This is a genomic window from Mesorhizobium sp. M7A.F.Ca.CA.001.04.2.1, from assembly GCF_003998485.1.
In the GTDB taxonomy this organism is placed as follows: Bacteria; Pseudomonadota; Alphaproteobacteria; order Rhizobiales; family Rhizobiaceae; genus Mesorhizobium; species Mesorhizobium ciceri.
This window is the reverse complement of the sequence record NZ_RZQT01000257.1, coordinates 1-2,865: the sequence shown is the minus strand read 5'-3', so window position 1 is coordinate 2,865 and position 2,865 is coordinate 1. Positions and strand designations below refer to the sequence as shown.

Here is a 2,865-nt window from a genome sequence, read left to right as displayed (position 1 = left end):
GACGGGAAGCGTCTCCCGGCCTTGCCTGACGGTGCCTTCGCGCGTCGCGCGCACCGCCGCCATGGCGACCACATCGACATCGGCGCCGGTGAAATTCGCCCGTGCCACGGCGCGGTCGGCAAGCCGCCGCACGATCGCCTGCAGCCGGTCATGGCTTTCGTGATGCAGATGGTCGGCCTTGGTCGCGGCAACCAGAATGCGGTCGATGCGCCGCGAGAACAGATCGGTGAGGAAGCTGCCCCGGCCGGGGCGAAAACAGCTGAGGATCTCGGTCACCGCGCGTTCCAGGTCGGCCATGGCGCCTGGGCCGGCGTTCAGCGCCTGCATAGCGTCGATCAGGACGATCTGGCGGTCGAGGCGGGTGATGTGTTCCCGGAAGAAGGGTTTGACGACATGCGTCTTGTAGGCCTCATAGCGCCTGTCCATCATCGCGTGCAGCGAGCCTGCGCGCGGGCGCTTGTCGCCGATCGCGGCCAGTGGCGCGAAGGTCAGGGCCGGCGAGCCTTCGAGATCGCCCGGCATCAGGAAGCGGCCGGGCGGCAAGGTCGAAAGCGCCCGCTCGTCGAGCTTGCAGGCTTTCAGATAGGCGGCGAAACTCTCGGCCAGGCGGCGCGCCGTCATCTCGTCGGCATCGGCGTTCGGGTCGATCCCGGCCGATAGTGCCCGCCAGGCTTGCGACAGGTCCTCGCGCACCGGCAGAACAGCCATTTCAAAGGCTTCGTGGGAAAAATCGGCGAAGGATTTGCCGAGCAGCGGCAGATCGAGCAGCCATTCGCCGGGATAGTCGACGATATCGACGGACAATCTGCCCGAGGAAAACATGCGGCTCCAGCCGGAAGCCGATTCATATTCGATGGTCAGCCGCAGCTCCGAAATGGCGCGCGTAGAATCGGGCCAGACGCGGTCGTTGACCAAGGCTGCGATGTGGTCCTCGTACTGGAAACGCGGCACCGCGTCGTCGGGCTGCTGCTCGAGGAAGGCGCGCGCGATGCGCCCCGATTTCTGCGCCTCGAACAGCGGCAGGCGCCCGCCATGGATGAAATTGTGGACAAGGGCCGATATGAACACCGTTTTGCCGGCGCGGGACAATCCGGTCACGCCGAGGCGCAGCGATGGGGAAAAAAGCCCGGTGGCGCGGCCCGATACCGTGTCGAGGGCAATCCTCGCCTCGTCGGTGAAGGTGGTCAGCGATGATGCCAAAATATGCTCTCTCGAACTTCGGTCCGTCCGATATAGGCGCTGCAACAAGGCTTTGAAATGGCTTCAGAGATCGGCCGGCGTCAGGAACACTTCGAGATAGCCGGTGCCTTGGGCGGCGCTGGCAAGATCGCCGTCGAAGCGGACGACCGCCAGGCCCGCGGTCGGGAACCCATGGTTCAGTGTGGCCCGCGCAGCCTCGTCGCCGCCGCCCGAAACTGCCAAGGCAAGGTCTTCCATCATCGGGTTGTGGCCGATGACCAGCAACGAGCCCGATCCGCCATTGTTCTTGATAAGGTTGAGATAACCGGCCGCGTCCGCGCTGTAGAGCCCGTCGAAGAACAGGACCCGGCCGGTGTCGGTCTGGCCGGCCAGGCCTTCCAGCGTCTCTTTGGCGCGTTTGGCGTTGGAGCACAGCGTCCGGTCCGGAACATAGAGGCGGGAGCGCATGGCGGCGCCCATCATTTCGGCATCGGCGCGGCCGGACGCATCGAGCGGACGGTCGAAATCGCGCATGCCGGGTAATGCCCAGCCAGCCTTGGCATGTCGCAACAGATAAAGCCTGCTCACCCAACCTCCGAATGCCGAAGCCTTCCGGGATTAGCCACGAGAACGGCGTCGCGCACAATGGCCCGTGCTCTTCAAACACGGCGAATCAGCCAACGCTGCTGCTGCAAAAGGCGCTTGCATATCGGCCCCGGGGTCACCGCGATCAGGGAAAATATGCGTCACCGGATCCAAAGCGACCGTACGCGGCTGCAAAGACGCGTGCCCGGGTACTTTAACAATTGCGTGAAACAGCGGCCGATTGCGCTTGTGCAGGCGTCGGACGACGAATATATAGGCGCCAAATTTGGGGCAGTTTGGGTGAGTCGAATGAACGACATCGTTACCGCCGATTACGTACCCTCCGAAGACGAGCCGTTCATGAACGAGCGGCAGAAATCCTACTTCCGCTCAAAGCTCGTCACCTGGAAGAATGACATATTGCGCGAAGCGCGCGAAACACTGGAAATCCTGCAGCAAGAAAACGCCAACCACCCCGATCTGGCCGATCGCGCCTCTTCGGAAACCGACCGTGCCATCGAACTCAGGGCCCGCGACCGTCAGCGCAAGCTCATTGCAAAGATCGATTCCGCCCTGCAACGCATCGACGAAGGCACCTACGGCTATTGCGAAGAAACCGGCGAGCCGATCGCGCTGAAGCGGCTCGATGCACGTCCGATCGCGACATTGTCGATCGAAGCGCAGGAGCGGCATGAGCGCCGCGAAAAAGTCTATCGCGACGACTGAAGCTCACGGCCGGCTGTCTCGAACGATTCTGAAAATGGCCGGTTTCCCGGCCATTTTCATTGGTGCGGCATCCACCACTCAGGGCGCGCGAAGATCGAAAACCCTCGGGGCTTCGGACGAGGTGGTTCGGCAGCCGGACCGGCGACGGTGTTTCGCGGGGATAGCGACCCGGCGGTCGCTCATTTCTTCTGGCTGGAGAGTTCACCGAGAAGCTTGGTCATCTCGTCGTCGAGCGACTGCGGCGCCGCCGGCTTGCCCACCTGGCCGCCCGAACGGGGCTGGTCCAGTGATACTTCAAGTTCTCTCATCAGCGTGTCGTCGATGCTATCCTGCACCGGCTGCGGTGGTGGCGGGGGGTGCCGGGCGGGGTTGGCG

3 protein-coding genes and 1 pseudogene are annotated in these 2,865 nt (G+C 63.5%); 1 reads left to right on the top strand and 3 read right to left on the bottom strand.

Annotated features, from left to right (window positions below):
• Both EN955_RS34200 and EN955_RS34195 read right to left on the bottom strand, forming a co-directional pair.
• On the bottom strand, positions 1 to 1,200 hold a 1,200-nt coding region (locus EN955_RS34200), incomplete at its 3' end, for a YcjX family protein (protein WP_127223566.1).
• A gap of 63 nt (positions 1,201 to 1,263) precedes the next feature.
• A complete protein-coding gene (locus EN955_RS34195; RefSeq protein WP_024503532.1) occupies positions 1,264 to 1,767 on the bottom strand; it encodes a histidine phosphatase family protein in 504 nt (167 codons plus the stop codon).
• A 306-nt stretch (positions 1,768 to 2,073) separates the two neighbouring features.
• Between EN955_RS34195 and dksA the strand changes: the two genes are divergently transcribed.
• Complete coding sequence (dksA, locus tag EN955_RS34190) at positions 2,074 to 2,490, top strand: RNA polymerase-binding protein DksA (RefSeq protein ID WP_013531862.1); 417 nt, start codon at positions 2,074 to 2,076, stop codon at positions 2,488 to 2,490.
• 179 nt (positions 2,491 to 2,669) lie between these two features.
• Here dksA and EN955_RS34185 read toward each other — a convergent pair.
• Positions 2,670 to 2,865 (bottom strand): annotated as a pseudogene (locus EN955_RS34185) (hypothetical protein); the annotation flags it as partial.

Excerpts from the sequence above, each read along its gene's own strand:
- dksA (WP_013531862.1), top strand. The coding sequence starts at position 2,074 with ATGAACGACATCGTTACCGCCGATTACGTACCCTCCGAAGACGAGCCG.